A 16,020-nucleotide genomic window follows, 5' to 3' on the forward strand; every position below is an offset into this window, starting at 1 on the left:
CCCCGATGGCAGTGTGTCAGTCAGCACATCTGTTTCTGATCCGCCGCTATCGGGGGCAAGCCCCCTCCCACATTTATTCTGCATTCACTTATAAATCAGCTGTCCAGCGCTTTGTATTTTTCGCGCAGGTGGTTGCGTATCCACACTGCCGACAGGTTGAGCGTGGCGATCACCATGACCAGCAGCAAGGCGGTGGCATACACCAATGGCCGCGCCGCTTCGACGTTGGGGCTCTGGAAGCCGACGTCATAGATATGGAAGCCCAGGTGCATGATCTTCTGGTCAAGGTGCAGGTACGGGTAGTTACCGTCCAACGGCAGCGACGGGGCCAGTTTCACCACGCCGACCAGCATCAGCGGCGCCACTTCGCCGGCGGCACGGGCCACGGCGAGGATCATGCCGGTCATCATCGCCGGGCTGGCCATGGGCAGCACGATCTTCCACAGCGTTTCCGCCTTGGTCGCGCCGAGCGCCAGGGAACCTTCACGCACGGTGCGAGGAATCCGCGCCAGGCCTTCTTCGGTGGCCACGATCACCACCGGCACCGCCAGCAGCGCCAGGGTCAGCGAGGCCCAGAGCAGGCCCGGCGTGCCGAAGGTCGGCGCCGGCAAGGCTTCGGCGAAGAACAGCCGGTCCACCGAGCCACCCAGTACGTACACGAAAAAGCCCAGGCCGAACACGCCGTAGACGATGGCCGGTACGCCCGCCAGGTTGTTGACCGCGATGCGGATAACTCGCGTCAGCGTGTTCTGCTTGGCGTACTCACGCAGGTACACCGCCGCCAGCACGCCGAACGGCGTGACGATCATCGCCATGATCAGGGTCATCATCACGGTACCGAAGATCGCCGGAAAGATCCCGCCCTCGGTGTTGGCTTCCCGTGGATCGTCGCTCAAGAACTCCCAGACCTTGCTGAAGTAGAAGCCGATCTTGGTCATCGTGCCCATGGCGTTCGGCTGGTAGGCGTGCACCACCTTGCCGATACCGATTTCGATTTCCTTGCCGTTGCCGTCCCGGGCCGTCAGCGCGTCGCGGTTGAACTGGGCGTGCAGGTCAGCCAGGCGCGCTTCGATGTCCTGGTAGCGGGCATTCAGTTCGGCGCGGTCGGCGTCCATGTCGGCCTGGGCGGCGGCGTCGAGCTTGCCTTCGAGCTCCAGCTTGCGACCGTGCAGGCGGACGCGCTCAAGCCCGGCGTTGATCGCGCCGATATCGGTTTTTTCCAGGCTCTTGAGCTGGGCGGCGAGCTTGTTGACGCGCTCCACACGCGCCTGCAGCTCCGGCCACGCGGCCTCGCCTTCGGCGATGATCTTGCCATCCTGCTTGACGTTGACCAGGGTGCCGTAGAAGTTGCCCCATTCACGCCGCTCGATGGCCATCAACTGCACCGGCTTGGTCTGGTCCTTCAACCATTCGCCGACGATCCAGGTGAAGTCATTGCCGTTCAAGTCGCGGTTGCCGACCTTGATCAGCTCGCGGGTCATGAACTCCGGGCCCTCATCGGGCACAGGCAGGCCCGCGCTTTTCAGGCGCTCGCGTGGGACCTCTTCCTTCTGCACCACTTCGCCGATGACGATATGGTTGGCCTGGCCCGGTACGTTGTAGTTGGCCTGGATCAGGTCGGCCGGCCAGAAATGGCCCAGACCGCGCACCGCAATCACCGCCAGCAAACCAATGGTCATGATGACCGCGATGGACACCGCGCCACCGCTGATCCAGACGCCGGGGGCGCCGCTCTTGAACCATCCATTCAGGGAGTTCTGTTTCACAGACTTCTACCTTTCTTAAAGCGACGAGTATTTCTTGCGCAGACGCTGACGGATCAGCTCGGCGAGGGTGTTCATGATGAAAGTGAACAGCAGCAGCACCAGCGCCGAGAGGAACAGCACGCGATAGTGACTGCCGCCCACTTCCGACTCGGGCATTTCCACCGCGACGTTGGCCGCCAGGGTGCGCAGGCCTTCGAACAGGTTCATCTCCATCACCGGCGTGTTACCGGTGGCCATCAGCACGATCATGGTCTCGCCCACGGCGCGGCCCATGCCGATCATCAATGCCGAGAAAATGCCCGGGCTGGCGGTCAGGATCACCACGCGGGTCATGGTCTGCCAGGGCGTGGCACCCAGGGCCAGGGAGCCCAGGGTCAGGCCGCGCGGCACGCTGAACACGGCGTCTTCGGCGATGGAGTAAATGTTCGGGATCACCGCAAAACCCATGGCCAGACCGACCACCAGGGCGTTGCGCTGGTCGTAGGTGATGCCCAGGTCATGGGAGATCCACATACGCATGTCACCGCCGAAGAACCAGGTTTCCAGGTACGGGCTCATGTACAGCGAGAGCCAGCCCACGAACAGGATCACCGGGATCAGGATCGCGCTTTCCCAGCCATCCGGCACCCGCAGGCGGATCGACTCAGGCAAACGGCTGAATACAAAACCGGCCACCAGGATGCCAATCGGCAACAACATCAACAGGCTGAAAATCCCCGGCAGATGCCCTTCCACATAAGGTGCCAGGAACAGACCGGCGAAGAAGCCGAGGATCACCGTCGGCATCGCTTCCATCAACTCGATCACCGGCTTGACCTTGCGGCGCAGGCTCGGGGCCATGAAGTAAGCGGTGTAGATCGCGGCGGCTACAGCCAGCGGCGCGGCGAGCAGCATCGCGTAGAACGCGGCTTTCAGCGTACCGAAGGTCAACGGCGCCAGGCTCATTTTGGGTTCGAAGTCAGTATTGGCGGCGGTCGATTGCCAGACGTACTTAGGCTCGTCGTAGTTCTCGTACCAGACCTTGCTCCACAGCGCGCTCCACGAGACTTCCGGGTGCGGGTTGTCGAGCAGCAACGGTTGCAGCTTGCCACCGGCTTCGACGATGACGCGATTGGCCCGTGGCGACAGGCCGAACACCCCTTGGCCGTCGACCACGGGATCGACTAGCAACGTGCGGTGCGCGGTGCTGTGGAATACGCCGAACTTGCCGGACGCATCAAGGGCAGTGAAACCTTTGCGACGTTCTTCAGCAGTGATTTCCACGATGGGCGTGGTGCCCATCTGGAAGGTGCGGATCTGCTTGAGGTGCTGCTCGCCATCCGGGTCACGGGCCATGAACCACTGGGCCAGGCCGCCCTTGGAGTTACCGATGATCAGCGAGATACCACCCACCAACTGAGTGCTGGCGGTGACTTCAGCATTGCCGTCTTCCAGCAGTTTGTAGCGACCGTTGAGGCTGTTGTCGCGCAGGCTGAATACATCGGCGAGGGCACGGCCGTTAATCACATAGAGCCACTGCTGGCGTGGGTCGATGAAGATCGCCTTCACGGGCTCGGTCATTTGCGGCAGCTCGATACGCTTCTGCTCGCTGGTGACTTCGCCGGTCATCATGTTTTCTTCGCGGCTCAGGGACAACACGTTCAAGTGCGAACCGGCCGAACCTGCAACGACCAAGGTTGAATCCGTGGCGTTGAGGGCTACGTGTTCCAACGGGCGTCCGGCATCGTCAAGCACGATCGGTGTTTCACCGTAGGGGTATTCAATCGCAGGCGTGATGGTTTTCTTGCCGTCCGGGTACGACACCTTATAGGTGTGACGGAACACCAGGGACTGGCCATTGGACAAACCGAGGATCACCAGCGGGCTGCCCGGCTGGTCTTCACCGATGGACGCCACGCTCGCGCCCGACGGCAGCGGCAGATCAACGCGCTTGAGCTCGGCGCCGGTGTCGACTGCAAAGAACAGCGCCTGGCCCTTGTCGGAAACCCGCATGGCGACCTGGTTCTGTTCTTCAAGAGAGATCAGCAGCGGTTTGCCGGCGTCCTGCATCCAGGCGGGCGTCAGCGCGTCTTCCTTGGTCAGCGAGGCGCCTTGAAACAGCGGCGCAACCACATAGGCGAGAAAGAAGAAAATCAGGGTGATGGCGCCGAGCACAGCGAGGCCGCCGACCAGTACATACCAACGGGTCAGTCGGTCCTTGAGCGCGCGAATGCGGCGTTTTCGTTGCAGCTCAGGCGTATTGAAATCAATGCGCTTGGGGGGAGAAGTCGTCGTCATGGTGGAATTGGCCAGATCATTCATGCGCACACCCTAGCGGTCCTGTATGACAGAAAGATGACAATGCAGTGACGCAGGAAATCCGCCGCGAAGCAGGGCTGGCAGCGGATAAAAAATTAGAAGTTTCTGTAGGAGCGAGCTTGCTCGCGAAGATCGTCAACGATAACGCGCCGTTTCTGAATAACCGCGGCGCCCTATCGTCTTTCGCGAGCAAGCTCGCTCCTACAGAAAGGCTGGTTTTACCCAGCTCAGCTACTTAGTTGCCTTCTTTCAGACCCAGCTCAGCCAGTGCCTTGGCGGCAACTTTGGCTGGCAGCGGGATGTAGCCGTCTTTCACTACAACTTCCTGGCCCTGCTTGGACAGCACCAGTTTCACGAACTCGGCTTCCAGCGGAGCCAGAGGCTTGTTCGGGGCTTTGTTGACGTAAACGTAGAGGAAACGCGACAGCGGATATTTGCCGTTCAGGGCGTTTTCTTCGCTGTCTTCGATGAAGTCGGTGCTGCCCTTCTTGGCCAGGGCCACGGTTTTCACGCTGGCGGTCTTGTAGCCGATGCCCGAGTAACCAATGCCGTTGAGCGAGGAGCTGATCGACTGCACGACCGAAGCCGAGCCAGGCTGTTCGTTGACGTTAGGCTTATAGTCGCCTTTGCACAGGGCTTCTTCCTTGAAGTAGCCGTAGGTACCGGACACCGAGTTGCGGCCGAACAGTTGAACCGGCTTGTTGGCCAGGTCGCCGGTCACGCCCAGGTCGCCCCAGGTTTTCACGTCGGCTTTGCCGCCGCACAGGCGAGTCGAGGAGAAGATCGCATCGACCTGCTCCATGGTCAGGTGCTGGATCGGGTTGTCCTTGTGCACGAATACAGCCAAGGCATCCACGGCCACCGGAATAGCGGTTGGCTTGTAGCCGTACTTCTGCTCGAAGGCCGCCAGTTCGGTGTCCTTCATCTTGCGGCTCATCGGGCCCAGGTTGGAGGTGCCTTCGGTCAGCGCAGGTGGCGCGGTAGCGGAGCCGGCCGCTTGAATCTGGATGTTGACGTTCGGATATTCCTTCTTGTAACCCTCGGCCCACAGGGTCATCAGGTTTGCCAGGGTATCGGAACCGACGCTGGACAGGTTGCCCGACACACCCGTGGTCTTGACGTATGCCGGGATCGCCGGGTCAACGCCAGCAGCCACCGCGTTGGCGGTCGCGACGCCAGCAGCGACGAAAGTCATTGCCGCCATCAAACGTTTCAGTTTCATGCCTTGCTCCTAGCAGATAGGGATAATTGGATCGGGGCCAAGTATCGAGAGGCCGTGTGAACACTCTATGTCTGCAATGTGACAATTAGATGAAAGGCCACTATCGAAAGCGCAGGGTTGACGCTCGTTCCCACGCGGGTGCGTGGGAACGATCATAGGTTAGCGGGAACGCTTCCACAGATACCCGCCCACCACCATCCCCATCACACACAGGGCCGCAACATAGTAGGCCGGCCCCATCGGGCTCTCCTTCATCAGCAGCGACACCGCCAGCGGCGTCAGCCCGCCGAACACGGCGTAGGCCACGTTGTAGGAGAACGACAAGCCGCTGAAGCGCACCACCGGCGGGAATGCCTTGACCATCACGTAAGGCACCACACCGATTGTGCCGACGAACAGGCCGGTCAGGGCGTACAGCGGAAACAGCCAGTCCGGATGGGCCATCAGGCTGTGATACAGCGTCCACGAGGTTGCCAGCAATAATGCGCAGCCAGTGATCAGCACTCGGCCGGCACCGAAGCGGTCGGCCAGTGCGCCGGATGCGATGCACCCCAGGCTCAGGGTGACGATGGCCAGGCTGTTGGCCTGCAACGCAACCGTGGGGCTGAAGTGGTAGACGGTCTGCAGCACCGTCGGGGTCATCAGGATCACCACCACGACGCCGGCCGACAGCAGCCAGGTCAGCAGCATCGACAACACAATGGCGCCACGGTGATCGCGCAGTACCGCGCGCAGCGGCAGCTCGGCGGCCAGGGTCTTGCGTTGCTGCATTTCGGCGAAGATCGGCGTTTCATGCAGCCAGCGACGCAGGTACACCGACAGCAAACCGAACACACCGCCGAGCAGGAACGGAATACGCCAGGCGAAATCCGAGACCTGCTCCGGGCTGTAGATCGAGTTGATAGCCGTGGCCACCAGCGAACCCAGCAAAATTCCGGCGGTGAGGCCGCTGGTCAAGGTGCCGCAGGCGTAGCCGATATGGCGTGGTGGAACATGTTCGGAGACGAATACCCAGGCGCCCGGGACTTCACCGCCAATCGCAGCGCCCTGGATGATGCGCATCAGCAGCAACAGGACCGGCGCCCACAGGCCGATCTGCGCGTAGGTGGGCAGCAGCCCCATGATCAGGGTCGGCACGGCCATCATGAAGATGCTCAGGGTGAACATTTTCTTGCGGCCCAGCAGGTCGCCGAAGTGCGCCATGATGATGCCGCCCAGTGGGCGTGCGAGGTAGCCGGCGGCGAAGATGCCGAAGGTCTGCATCATGCGCAGCCATTCGGGCATGTCGACGGGGAAGAACAGTTTCCCGACCACGGTGGCGAAAAACACAAAAATGATGAAGTCGTAGAACTCCAGCGCCCCGCCCAAGGCAGACAGCGACAGGGTTTTGTAGTCGTTGCGGGTCAGCGGGCGCGACGGTTGCGCGCTGCTTGCGGGCACGGAGGACATGGCAAGGCTTCTCTTATAGTAGTCATCGTAAAGGACTGCGCGCCCGTGACTTGCGGCGGGGTCTGGCAAGATAGCAAATCGCTTGAAAAAGCACAGCGCCATGAAAACAGTTGCGCGCAAAAGCCCCGATACAGCCTCTATTTACCGACCAAATGAGCCTCAGGTGGTCGTCGTCACGCCAGCGGCCCGATATACTCGCCCGTGCAAGCGCAGGAACCCCAGTCTTGACGGGCTGCTGTGCCAAAACGTCGTTGGGCGCCGTCCAGCCGATTTGGCAGAGTTTCCCTTTAGTTCGCCTTACGAGAAACGCATCGAGCGGTGTATGTTGGTGCTGAAACGTTTTTCCACAAGACGGCTATCCACTTGAAATACCCATGAAGCGTCACGGGTCAGAGGCACCCTCGGCATGATCGAACTCGAACAAGAAGATCCTATCCCGCAAGGCGATCTCGCCCTGCAAATCACCGCGCTTCCGCGTGAAACCAATGGTTTTGGCGATATCTTCGGCGGCTGGCTGGTCGCGCAGATGGACCTGGCCGGCACGGCAATGGCCAGCAAGGTTGCCGGCGGGCGCGTGGCCACCGTGGCCATAGATCGCATGGCATTCCTGGTACCGGTCGCGGTGGGCGCACAGTTGTCCTTCTATACCCAGGCCCTGGAAATCGGCCGCAGCTCGATCCAGATGATGGTCGAAGTGTGGAGCGACGACCCGCTGTCCAGCGAATGGCGCAAGGTCACCGAGGCGGTATTCGTGTTCGTCGCCATCGATGGCAGCGGCCGCACGCGCTCGGTTCCATCGCGCGCGCGTTAAACCTCATCGGGTTTTCACGGTCAATTGCCCCATTGTCCATTGCCTGCCATTGAGAGTGCCTTGTTATGCCCACGCCTCACGTTGAAACCCTGAAAATCGACGAGCTGGACTGCTGGCGCATCCGCCACAACGGCGCCGAATTGTTGGTGGCCCAACAGGGCGCGCATCTCTTCAGTTACCAGCGCGACGGCGAGCAGCCGCTGATCTGGCCGAACCCCGAGGCAATGTTCAAGCAGGGCAAAGGCATTCGTACCGGCGTCCCGGTGTGCTGGCCCTGGTTTGGTGTATTCGAGCGCAACCCGCAGAGCGTCAAGGCGATGCGCCACAGCGATCAGCCGGCCGGCGCCCACGGTTTTGTGCGTACGGCGCGGTGGGAATTGGCCGCAACCGAGCTTGAAGGCCAAGCGTTGCGGGTGGATCTGGCGCTGCCCGTACCGGCAGGCGGTTTTCCTGGCTGGCCTCATCAGGTCGACTTGAAGTTGAGCCTGGTGCTGGACGACCAGCTGCATATCCACCTGACCAGCCATAACCGTGGCACTGACACCGTGACCCTCAGCCAGGCACTGCATACCTACTTCGCCGTCAGCGATGTGCGCAACGTACAGGTCGAAGGCCTGGACGGGTCAGCCTATATCGATACCGCCGATGGCTGGACCGAGAAAACCCAGTCCGGCCTGCTGCACTTCAGTGCCGAGACTGACCGTATCTACCTCGATACACCGGCCCGCCTGAGCATCCTCGACAAGGACTGGCAGCGTCGCATCCAGCTCACCAGCGAAGGTTCGAAATCGACCGTGATCTGGAACCCATGGACCGAACGCGCCAAGGCCTTCGATGACATGGCCGACGATGGCTGGCAGGGGATGTTGTGCATCGAGACGGCGAATGTGCTGGATGATGTGGTGGCGTTGGCACCCGGCGAAAGCCATACGCTGGGCGTGAGCATCGCCGCTGTCGCCCTGTAGACGAAGTTCGAAATGTGGGAGGGGGCTTGCTCCCGATAGCGGTGGTTCAGTCAGAACATTTTTGACTGGCATACCGCAATCGGGGGCAAGCCCCCTCCCACATTGTTATGTGTTGGCTTTTAGAGATCGGACTCCTTCACCACCCGCACCTTCCCTGCATCCAGCGCATACGCCGCATCCGCCAGGTCGTTATTGACCTTCTCCACTTTCAAGGTGCCGGTGACCCACAGCGGCGTGTAGATATCATCCAGCTTCAGGCCCTTGGGATAGCGCACCAGCACCAGTTGGTTGGGCGGCGGTGGCGGCACATGAATGCACGCGCCGGGGTAAGGCACTAGAAAGAACAGCGTGCTGCGGCCTTTGGCATCGGTTTCCAACGGTACCGGATAGCCGCCTATACGGATGTTCTTGCCGTTCATGGCGGCCACGGTCTTGGTTGAATACATCACCGCCGGCAAGCCTTTGCTCTGCTTCAGGCCGCCCTTGTCGGTAAAGGTACCTTGGGCTTCGGGCGAGTTGTGATCGATCTCGGGCATGGCTTCGAGGGCTTTCTGATCCGACAGCGGCATCAGATCCAACCAATCGGTTTCCGGCAGTTCGCCAGCGTGGGCCAGGCCTGGGGCCAGCAAGAGGAGAGTCAACAGAAGACGGCGCATGGAGAGACTCGGCAAGTACAAGTGCCGAGCATTCTAGCCCTCTGCGCCTGCGCAGCGCAGAGGACTTTGTCGGCTGATTACTTTCTTTTGATCAGGCCGTAGATCACCAGCAGCACGATTGCGCCGACCAGCGCACCGATAAAGCCTGCGCCTTGACCGGCCTGGTAGATTCCCAGCGCCTGGCCACCGTAGGTTGCAGCCAGGGAGCCGGCGATACCCAGCAGGATGGTCATGATCCAGCCCATGCTGTCGTCGCCAGGCTTGAGGAAACGCGCCAGCAGGCCGACGATCAAGCCGATAAAGATGGTTCCGATGATACCCATGGCATTTCCCTCTGATTGGTGTGAGTCATGCCAAAGCCTAGTCAGACTTTGGCATCCTGCAATCAGAGGGACACCGAGCCTTAATGGTTCCCGCGGCGACGCAGCTTATTGTTCGGCAATCAGTGCTTCGACCTTGAGGATCTGCGCCTGAAGGGTCGCGCGGTCCTTGCAGCGCAGGTTGGCGTGACCCACCTTGCGACCTGCCTTGAAGGCCTTGCCGTAGTGATGCACATGGCAATCGTCGATCGCCATGACCCGCTCGACCGGCGGCACCACGCCGATGAAGTTGAGCATGGCGCTCTCGCCAACCTTGGCCGTGGAGCCCAACGGCAAGCCCGCCACCGCCCGCAGGTGGTTTTCGAACTGGCTGCACTCGGCGCCTTCGGTCGTCCAGTGCCCGGAGTTGTGCACGCGCGGGGCGATTTCGTTGGCCTTGAGGCCACCGTCGACTTCAAAGAACTCGAACGCCATCACGCCGACGTAATCCAGCTGCTTGAGCACACGGCTCGAATAGTCTTCGGCCAGGGCCTGCAGCGGGTGGTCAGTGCTGGCCACGGACACTTTCAGGATGCCGTTGACGTGGGTGTTGTGCACCAACGGATAGAAGCGGGTTTCGCCATCACGGGCACGCACGGCGATCAGCGAGACTTCACCGGTGAACGGCACGAAGCCTTCCAGCAGGCAGGCGACGCTGCCCAGTTCGGCGAAAGTACCGACCACATCGGCAGCGGTGCGCAGCACTTTCTGGCCCTTGCCATCATACCCCAGGGTGCGGGTTTTCAGCACGGCCGGCAGGCCGATGCTGGCGACGGCGGCGTCCAGGTCCGCCTGGGACTGGATATCGGCGAAGGCCGGGGTCGGAATGCCCAGGTCCTTGAACATGCTCTTCTCGAACCAGCGGTCGCGGGCGATGCGCAAGGCTTCCGCGCTCGGGTACACCGGGACGAACTGCGACAGGAAGGCCACGGTTTCGGCCGGGACGCTTTCGAACTCGAAGGTCACCAGGTCGACTTCGTCGGCCAGCTGGCGCAGGTGATCCGGGTCGCTGTAGTCCGCGCGCAGGTGTTCACCCAAGGCGGCCGCACAAGCGTCCGGCGCCGGGTCCAGGAAAGCGAAGTTCATCCCCAGCGGGGTTCCCGCCAGAGCCAGCATGCGGCCCAGTTGGCCGCCACCGATTACACCGATTTTCATCAATCAACACCCTCAGGCGATGCGTGGGTCTGGATTGTCCAGCACGCTGTCTGTCTGCTCAGCACGGAATTTTTTCAGCACCGCATGGAACTGCGGATGCTTGGCGCCCAGGATACTGGCGGACAGCAACGCGGCGTTGATCGCGCCGGCCTTGCCGATCGCCAGGGTTGCCACCGGAATGCCGGCCGGCATCTGCACGATGGACAACAGCGAATCCACGCCCGAGAGCATCGACGACTGCACCGGCACACCCAGCACGGGCAGGTGAGTCTTGGCCGCACACATGCCAGGCAAATGCGCCGCACCGCCGGCACCGGCGATGATCACCTCGATGCCACGGGATTCTGCTTCATCGGCATACTGGAACAGCAAATCCGGCGTGCGGTGGGCGGAGACCACCTTCACTTCATACGGAATGCCGAGTTTTTCCAGCATATCGGCGGTGTGGCTAAGGGTGGACCAATCGGACTTGGAGCCCATGATCACGCCAACCAATGCACTCATCGTCGTGCCTCTTCTCTCTGGGCGCCCGCAGGCGCGTCAAAAAACAACAAGCCACGCGGGAAATCCGGCGTGGCTTGGTGTACGAATTAAGGCCGGTTGGACCGGCCGAAGGCCGCGCAGTATACCGTAATAATCCAGATAAACAGCCCCTGGGATGACCATCTGTCTTACCGCCCAAACCGGCGGTTTTATTGACTCAAGAGTCAGTCCCAAACACCGCAAAACCTGTGGGAGGGGGCTTGCCCCCGAGGAGGGAGTGTCAGGCACTTATCTGTCACTGACACACCGCAATCGGGGGCAAGCCCCCTCCCACATTTGCCCTGCATCGGGCCCGAGATTGGGCTCAGGTATTTTGCGCCGCGCCACCTTCCAGCTTCCTCCACAACAACCGCACATTCGCCTTGCGCACCAGCGCGCAGCGATACAGCCGAATCTCCAGCGGCACATGCCATTGCGATCCACCGCACACCACCAGTTCGCCACGGGCCAGTTCCGCCCGTACGCTCAACTGCGGCACCCAGGCGATGCCCAAGCCTTCCAGCGCCATGCTCTTGAGGCTGTCGGCCATGGCGGTTTCATAGATGGTGGTGAAACGCAGGGCACGCTGGCGCAGCAGCAGGTTCACCGAGCGGCCGAGGAACGCCCCGGCGCTGTAGGCCAGCAGCGGCACACTGCCCTCGCCTTCCAGGTCGAACAGCGGCTTGCCGTCGGCATCGGCGGCGCACACCGGGAGCATTTCGGTGTTGCCCAAGTGCAGCGAGGGAAAGATCTCAGCGTCCATCTGCATCGCCGCGTCCGGGTCGTAGAACGCCAGCATCAGATCACAGCCGCCTTCGCGCAGGGCGTGTACGGCATCGCCGACGTTGGTGGCGACCAGCCGCGTGGCGATGTTCAAACCTTCGTTGCGCAGTTGCGCGATCCAACGGGGGAAGAAACCCAGCGCCAGGGAGTGGGCGGCCGCGACTTGCATGACCTCCCCTTGCCCGCCTTCCAGGTGATGCAAATGACGCAGCACTTCACCGAGCTGTTCGACCACCGTGCGCGCAGTGACCAGGAACAGTTGCCCCGCCGCCGTCAGCTCCACCGGCGTGCGTGAGCGATTGACCAGGGTCAGGCCCAACGCCGCTTCCAGGCTGCGAATGCGTCGGCTGAACGCCGGCTGGGTCACAAAGCGCCGCTCCGCCGCCTGGGAAAAGCTGCGCGTCGCCGCCAGGGCACTGAAGTCTTCCAGCCATTTGCTCTCAAGGTTCATCACTGCCTCCCACGGGAATGCACCATTTTGGCACACACGCCCGTCATGGTAACCGGGTCACATCCACATTATGCCGTTTGTGCATAGGCCAGTGTTTAACAGCATTGGCCCAAAAAGTTCTACAAGCCTAGCATTCGCAGCGTTCCGGCCAGTTCCGGGTCCCTATCGAGATGATTTCCGTCATGTCCTCTGCTGCATCATTCCGTACCGAAAAAGACCTGCTTGGCGTACTCGAAGTACCGGCTCAAGCGTATTACGGCATCCAGACCCTGCGAGCGGTGAATAACTTCCGTCTCTCCGGTGTTCCGATTTCGCATTACCCGAAATTGGTGGTCGGCCTGGCAATGGTCAAGCAAGCAGCGGCGGACGCCAACCGCGAACTGGGTCAGCTCAGCGAAGCCAAGCACGCTGCCATCAGCGAAGCCTGTGCCCGACTGATCCGTGGCGATTTCCACGAAGAGTTCGTGGTGGACATGATTCAAGGCGGCGCCGGCACTTCAACCAACATGAATGCCAACGAAGTGATCGCCAACATCGCGCTGGAGGCCATGGGCCATCAGAAGGGCGAATACCAGTACCTGCACCCCAACAACGACGTGAACATGGCGCAGTCGACCAACGACGCCTACCCGACCGCGATCCGCCTGGGTCTGCTGCTGGGCCATGACGCGCTGCTGGCCAGCCTCGACAGCCTGATCCAGGCGTTCGCCGCCAAAGGCGTCGAGTTCGGGCATGTATTGAAAATGGGCCGTACCCAACTGCAAGACGCCGTACCGATGACCCTCGGCCAGGAATTCCGCGCTTTCGCCACCACCCTGAGCGAAGACCTGGCCCGCCTGAAAACCCTGGCGCCGGAGTTGCTCACCGAAGTGAACCTGGGCGGCACTGCCATCGGTACCGGCATCAACGCCGACCCGCGTTACCAGGCCCTGGCCGTACAGCGTCTTGCCACCATCAGCGGCCAGCCGCTGGTACCGGCGGCCGACTTGATCGAAGCCACCTCCGACATGGGCGCTTTCGTGCTGTTCTCCGGCATGCTCAAGCGTACCGCCGTAAAGCTGTCGAAGATCTGCAACGACCTGCGTCTGCTGTCCAGCGGCCCACGCACCGGCATCAACGAGATCAACCTGCCGGCACGCCAGCCAGGCAGCTCGATCATGCCCGGCAAGGTCAACCCGGTGATCCCGGAAGCCGTCAACCAGGTGGCCTTCCAGGTGATCGGCAACGATTTGGCCCTAACCATGGCGGCCGAGGGCGGCCAATTGCAGTTGAACGTGATGGAGCCGCTGATCGCCTTCAAGATCTTCGACTCGATCCGCCTGCTGCAACGCGCCATGGACATGCTGCGCGAGCACTGCATCGTCGGCATTACCGCCAACGAAGCGCGCTGCCGCGAACTGGTGGAACACTCCATCGGCCTGGTCACCGCGCTGAACCCCTACATCGGCTATGAAAACGCCACCCGCATTGCGCGTATCGCCCTTGAAAGCGGTCGCGGCGTGCTGGAACTGGTGCGCGAAGAAGGCTTGCTCGACGACGCCATGCTCGACGACATCCTGCGCCCCGAAAACATGATCGCTCCACGCTTGGTCCCGCTGAAGGCCTAAGTGTTTGTTGCACCGCTCACCAGGTTGAGGGACTAGACACCTCTCACCTTTTGAGGGCCTGAAGGCTCGTTCTTCAGGCCCTTTTTTTTAACTTGGAAACACGCTCGACCGAACACCGAAAAACCCTGTGGGAGCCGGGCTTGCCCGCGATGGCGGTGGGTCAGCAACATCATTGCTGCCTGTCACACCGCCATCGCGGGCAAGCCCGGCTCCCACAGTCAACGGGTGAAGCCATAAGGACTTTGATGAAACCTTTAATCAGCCCGGGCAGACGGATGACGTTCGCCTAGGTATAGTGCCGCCCCTCTTCGCGTGCGCGGCCGTCGGTAACGAGGCCCGGATACAACGCGAAACCGCATGAATAACAACCCGCAAAAGGATTGGGGTCGAACTGTCGCGCACTGCCTGGTGCGATGCGACGGCGTCGAACCTTCCTGCGTTTGCCATTAGAAAAATCAGCGAGGAACACTCCATGCTCGAAGTCATCAACGACTTCCTCTCAGGGAAAGTACTGATCGTGCTCATTGTCGGGCTCGGCGGTTATTTCACGATCCGCTCGCGTTTCGTTCAACTGCGTCACTTTTTCCACATGTTCTCGGTGTTTAAAGACAGCCTGAAAAGCAGCTCCGGTCAACTCAGCTCGTTCCAGGCGCTGATGCTCAGCCTGGCCGGCCGTGTGGGTGCCGGTAACATCGCAGGTGTCGGCATTGCCGTGACCCTGGGTGGCCCGGGTGCGGTGTTCTGGATGTGGGTCACCGCGCTGGTGGGCATGTCTTCGAGTTTTATCGAGTGCTCCCTTGGCCAGCTGTACAAGCGCACCGATGCTGAAGGCACCTATCGTGGCGGCCCGGCCTATTACATCCAGCACGGCCTGCACAAACGCTGGCTGGGGATGGTGATGGCGTTCCTGCTGCTGGTGACCTTCGGCTTTGCCTTCAACGGCCTGCAAGCCCATGCCGTGACCCACTCGCTGAATAACGCTTTTGGCCTCGACACCACCTACACCGGCCTCGCGCTGGCCGTGTTGCTGGGCCTGGTGTTCATCGGCGGGATCAAGCGTATCGCCTCGATTGCCGACCTGCTGGTGCCGGTCAAGACCCTGGTCTATATCGCCGTGACCCTGTACGTGATCGTGCTGCAATTCGACCACGTGCCAGCCATGCTGGCGACCATCGTCAAGAGCGCCTTTGGCCTCGACCAGGCCTTCGGTGGTCTGGTAGGCAGCGCGATCATCATGGGCGTGAAACGTGGCGTATTCGCCAACGAAGCCGGCCTGGGCAGCGCGCCTAACGTGGCTGCTGTCGCTTCGGTAGAACACCCGATCGCCCAGGGCGTGGTGCAAGCGTTCAGCGTGTTCCTCGACACCTTCGTGATCTGCACCTGCACCGCGTTGCTGATCCTGCTCTCCGGCTTCTACACCCCAGGCTTTGAAGGCGACGGCATTGCCCTGACCCAGAACTCGCTGGCGGCGGTGGTCGGTGACTGGGGTCGCATGTTCATCTCGGTGGCCCTGGCGTTGTTCGTATTCACCTCGATCATGTACAACTACTATCTGGGCGAGAGCAACCTGCGTTTCCTGGTCGGCAACAACCGCAAGGTGCTGATGGGCTACCGTGCGCTGGTGCTGGTGCTGATCTTCTGGGGTTCCATCGAGAACCTGAGCACCGTGTTCGCCTTCGCCGACATCACCATGACCCTGCTCGCGTTCGTCAACCTGTTCGCCCTGGCGTTCCTGTTCAAGATCGCCATGCGCATCCTCAACGACTACGACAGCCAGCGCGCAGCGGGCATCAAAACCCCGGTGTTCGACTCCAGCCAGTTCCCCGACCTGGACCTGGACCGCAAGGCCTGGCCGGCCAACCCGGTGAAAACCGAGGCGGCTCCAGCGGCTGAACTGAGCGCTCAAGCGCAACGTTAATCACGGCTAGATGACACGCCGCCCGGCCTTGGGCATGCTCTGGGCCCGGCGGCGTTTT

At 61.4% G+C, this 16,020-nt stretch carries 13 protein-coding genes; 4 read left to right on the forward strand and 9 right to left on the reverse strand.

What is annotated here, in order from left to right; translation table 11 throughout:
• Positions 1 to 95 precede the first annotated feature (95 nt).
• From pstA to MRY17_RS25685, 4 genes are all read right to left on the reverse strand, one after another.
• The gene (pstA, locus tag MRY17_RS25670) at positions 96 to 1,766 is read right to left on the reverse strand and encodes a phosphate ABC transporter permease PstA (protein ID WP_191952487.1); all 1,671 of its coding nucleotides are present in this window, start codon (positions 1,764 to 1,766) and stop codon (positions 96 to 98) included.
• A 15-nt stretch (positions 1,767 to 1,781) separates the two neighbouring features.
• Positions 1,782 to 3,815 carry an ABC transporter permease subunit gene (locus MRY17_RS25675; protein ID WP_181285749.1) on the reverse strand — a complete coding sequence of 678 codons (2,034 nt, stop codon included), beginning with the start codon at positions 3,813 to 3,815 and terminating at the stop codon, positions 1,782 to 1,784.
• 484 nt (positions 3,816 to 4,299) lie between these two features.
• A complete protein-coding gene (locus MRY17_RS25680; protein WP_010207586.1) occupies positions 4,300 to 5,286 on the reverse strand; it encodes a phosphate ABC transporter substrate-binding protein PstS in 987 nt (328 codons plus the stop codon).
• 159 nt (positions 5,287 to 5,445) lie between these two features.
• Positions 5,446 to 6,735 (reverse strand): MFS transporter, encoded by a 1,290-nt coding sequence (locus MRY17_RS25685; protein WP_181285721.1) that lies wholly within the window; start codon positions 6,733 to 6,735, stop codon positions 5,446 to 5,448.
• A 406-nt stretch (positions 6,736 to 7,141) separates the two neighbouring features.
• Between MRY17_RS25685 and MRY17_RS25690 the strand changes: the two genes are divergently transcribed.
• Both MRY17_RS25690 and MRY17_RS25695 read left to right on the forward strand, forming a co-directional pair.
• Positions 7,142 to 7,546, forward strand: coding sequence for an acyl-CoA thioesterase (locus MRY17_RS25690; protein ID WP_003176975.1), 405 nt, complete (start codon positions 7,142 to 7,144; stop codon positions 7,544 to 7,546).
• A 65-nt stretch (positions 7,547 to 7,611) separates the two neighbouring features.
• Positions 7,612 to 8,511 carry a D-hexose-6-phosphate mutarotase gene (locus tag MRY17_RS25695; RefSeq protein WP_243353051.1) on the forward strand — a complete coding sequence of 300 codons (900 nt, stop codon included), beginning with the start codon at positions 7,612 to 7,614 and terminating at the stop codon, positions 8,509 to 8,511.
• Between the two features lie 119 nt (positions 8,512 to 8,630).
• Here the strand turns inward: MRY17_RS25695 and MRY17_RS25700 are convergent, their stop codons facing one another.
• The 5 genes from MRY17_RS25700 to MRY17_RS25720 all read right to left on the reverse strand — a co-directional run bounded on the left by MRY17_RS25700 (position 8,631) and on the right by MRY17_RS25720 (position 12,437).
• The gene (locus MRY17_RS25700; RefSeq protein WP_181285723.1) at positions 8,631 to 9,167 is read right to left on the reverse strand and encodes a DUF3299 domain-containing protein; all 537 of its coding nucleotides are present in this window, start codon (positions 9,165 to 9,167) and stop codon (positions 8,631 to 8,633) included.
• Positions 9,168 to 9,244: 77 nt separating this feature from the next.
• Complete coding sequence (locus tag MRY17_RS25705; RefSeq protein WP_057006311.1) at positions 9,245 to 9,490, reverse strand: GlsB/YeaQ/YmgE family stress response membrane protein; 246 nt, start codon at positions 9,488 to 9,490, stop codon at positions 9,245 to 9,247.
• Positions 9,491 to 9,595: 105 nt separating this feature from the next.
• Entirely contained in the window at positions 9,596 to 10,681 is a 1,086-nt protein-coding gene (locus tag MRY17_RS25710) for a 5-(carboxyamino)imidazole ribonucleotide synthase (protein WP_054916926.1), read from the reverse strand.
• A gap of 12 nt (positions 10,682 to 10,693) precedes the next feature.
• Positions 10,694 to 11,185 (reverse strand): 5-(carboxyamino)imidazole ribonucleotide mutase, encoded by a 492-nt coding sequence (purE, locus tag MRY17_RS25715; protein WP_003195648.1) that lies wholly within the window; start codon positions 11,183 to 11,185, stop codon positions 10,694 to 10,696.
• A 343-nt stretch (positions 11,186 to 11,528) separates the two neighbouring features.
• On the reverse strand, positions 11,529 to 12,437 hold the full coding sequence (locus MRY17_RS25720; protein WP_057726084.1) for a LysR substrate-binding domain-containing protein: 909 nt from the start codon (positions 12,435 to 12,437) through the stop codon (positions 11,529 to 11,531).
• A gap of 182 nt (positions 12,438 to 12,619) precedes the next feature.
• Between MRY17_RS25720 and aspA the strand changes: the two genes are divergently transcribed.
• Positions 12,620 to 14,044, forward strand: a complete 1,425-nt coding sequence (gene aspA, locus MRY17_RS25725; protein ID WP_032884466.1) for an aspartate ammonia-lyase — start codon at positions 12,620 to 12,622, stop codon at positions 14,042 to 14,044.
• 472 nt (positions 14,045 to 14,516) lie between these two features.
• Positions 14,517 to 15,962 carry an alanine/glycine:cation symporter family protein gene (locus MRY17_RS25730; protein WP_181285725.1) on the forward strand — a complete coding sequence of 482 codons (1,446 nt, stop codon included), beginning with the start codon at positions 14,517 to 14,519 and terminating at the stop codon, positions 15,960 to 15,962.
• The last annotated feature ends 58 nt before the right edge of the window (positions 15,963 to 16,020 follow it).

The organism is Pseudomonas orientalis, from assembly GCF_022807995.1.
GTDB lineage: Bacteria > Pseudomonadota > Gammaproteobacteria > Pseudomonadales > Pseudomonadaceae > Aquipseudomonas > Aquipseudomonas orientalis_B.

Bases quoted from the DNA above. Each gene is read 5' to 3' on its own strand.
- MRY17_RS25675 (WP_181285749.1), bottom strand. From the start codon at position 3,815: ATGCAGGACGCCGGCAAACCGCTGCTGATCTCTCTTGAAGAACAGAAC.
- MRY17_RS25680 (WP_010207586.1), bottom strand. From the start codon at position 5,286: ATGAAACTGAAACGTTTGATGGCGGCAATGACTTTCGTCGCTGCTGGC.
- MRY17_RS25685 (WP_181285721.1), bottom strand. From the start codon at position 6,735: ATGTCCTCCGTGCCCGCAAGCAGCGCGCAACCGTCGCGCCCGCTGACC.
- MRY17_RS25690 (WP_003176975.1), top strand. From the start codon at position 7,142: ATGATCGAACTCGAACAAGAAGATCCTATCCCGCAAGGCGATCTCGCC.
- MRY17_RS25695 (WP_243353051.1), top strand. From the start codon at position 7,612: ATGCCCACGCCTCACGTTGAAACCCTGAAAATCGACGAGCTGGACTGC.
- MRY17_RS25700 (WP_181285723.1), bottom strand. From the start codon at position 9,167: ATGCGCCGTCTTCTGTTGACTCTCCTCTTGCTGGCCCCAGGCCTGGCC.
- MRY17_RS25705 (WP_057006311.1), bottom strand. From the start codon at position 9,490: ATGGGTATCATCGGAACCATCTTTATCGGCTTGATCGTCGGCCTGCTG.
- MRY17_RS25710 (WP_054916926.1), bottom strand. From the start codon at position 10,681: ATGAAAATCGGTGTAATCGGTGGCGGCCAACTGGGCCGCATGCTGGCT.
- purE (WP_003195648.1), bottom strand. From the start codon at position 11,185: ATGAGTGCATTGGTTGGCGTGATCATGGGCTCCAAGTCCGATTGGTCC.
- MRY17_RS25720 (WP_057726084.1), bottom strand. From the start codon at position 12,437: ATGAACCTTGAGAGCAAATGGCTGGAAGACTTCAGTGCCCTGGCGGCG.
- aspA (WP_032884466.1), top strand. From the start codon at position 12,620: ATGTCCTCTGCTGCATCATTCCGTACCGAAAAAGACCTGCTTGGCGTA.
- MRY17_RS25730 (WP_181285725.1), top strand. From the start codon at position 14,517: ATGCTCGAAGTCATCAACGACTTCCTCTCAGGGAAAGTACTGATCGTG.